Origin of the sequence: Desulfonatronum zhilinae (assembly GCF_900182865.1) — a bacterium.
Taxonomy (GTDB): domain Bacteria; phylum Desulfobacterota; class Desulfovibrionia; order Desulfovibrionales; family Desulfonatronaceae; genus Desulfonatronum; species Desulfonatronum lacustre.
This window is the reverse complement of record NZ_FXUJ01000084.1, coordinates 1-1370: the sequence shown is the minus strand read 5'-3', so window position 1 is coordinate 1370 and position 1370 is coordinate 1. Positions and strand designations below refer to the sequence as shown.

The following is a 1370-nucleotide window of genomic DNA, read 5'->3' as shown; positions in this document are numbered from 1 at the left end:
GGCTCTTCGACGTTGGACGTGGAATTGGCAATTCTCCCCTGTGGTACTATCTGTATTCGGAGTGAGTGGTTTTCGATCCCTGTTTTCCAGGAGATAGCCCGATGAACGCGAATGACCTTCTGACTCTTGGCCTTGGATTAACTGCTCCTTGGCAGGTTGTCGCCCAAAAGCTTGATACCGGGAAGAAGCCATCAGAGCTTCTCTTGGAAGTCGAGGCGGACCGAGGCACCCTGTATCCGTGCCCGCAGTGCGAAACGCTCTGCAAGGCCCATGACTTTAAAGAGTTTTCCTGGCGTCACCTCAACTTTTTCCAACACCACTGCCTGATCAAAGCCAGGGTTCCACGAGTCAAGTGCGCTGAGCACGGCATCCACCGGGTCAAAGTGCCCTGGGCTCGCGAAGGCAGCGGATTTACGTTGCTCTTTGAGCAAGCCGTCATGCTTCTGGCCCGCGAGATGCCCGTAAACGCGGTGGCCGATTATGTCGGCGTCACCGACAAGCGTATTTGGCGCGTGGTGACGCATTATGTCTACCAAGCCATGGGCAAGCTGGATCTCAGCCGTTTATGCGGCATAGGCCTTGACGAGACGGCCACCAAGCGGGGGCATCACTACGTCACCATTTTTGTGGATATGGACCGAGAGACCCGCCCCGTTATCTTTGCCACACCCGGCAAAGGTAAGGCGTGTTTCAAGGAGTTCGCCAAGCATCTCGAGAAGCACGGTGGCAATCCCGACAACATTATTGAAGTCGTTTGCGACATGTCTCCTGCCTTTCTGTCCGCAGCCGAGAAGACATTCAAGTATGCTTCGGTCACTGTGGACTGGTTTCATGTCGTCCAGATATTTACAAAAGCCCTTGATGAAGTGCGACGGCTGGAGGCGAAGCAAGTCGAGCTGCCCAAAGGGGTTCGCTGGGCGACGCTTAAAGCGCTTGAAGCGTCTCGGACCGAAGAGCAGGACGCTGCCTTGCGAGAGCTGGAGGAACGAGGGTTGGCGACAGCCACGGCTTTTCGAGTCAAAGAGTTGCTGCGCTGGGTGCGCCAAGCCGATACTAGGCAGGCAGCTCGATGGAGGGCTTCCCGGTTTTTCGCCTTCGCCCAGGAATTGATCGGCGACGAAAACTTGCTGAAACCGGTCAAAAAGGCGTTGAGCACGTTCCAAGAGCATCTGCCTCGAATCCTGAGGCGCTGGGAGTCGTTGCTCTCAAATGCCAGATTGGAGGGCTTGAACAGCCTCTTTCAGGCGGCACGTTCGCGAGCCAGGGGATACCGCAACGAGATGACATTCATCACTGTGATCTACCTGATCGGAGCACCCATCAGGGAACTACTCGTTCCATAGCATTTCCACGTCCAACGTCGAAGAACC

The 1370-nt window shown here is 55.6% G+C and carries 1 protein-coding gene; it reads left to right on the top strand.

Going from position 1 to position 1370, the window contains the following annotated elements; translation table 11 throughout:
- Window positions 1-101 precede the first annotated feature (101 nt).
- Window positions 102-1343: an ISL3 family transposase gene (locus tag AC559A_RS19130; protein ID WP_498819288.1), complete on the top strand. Its 1242-nt coding sequence runs from the start codon at window positions 102-104 to the stop codon at window positions 1341-1343.
- Window positions 1344-1370 lie beyond the last annotated feature (27 nt).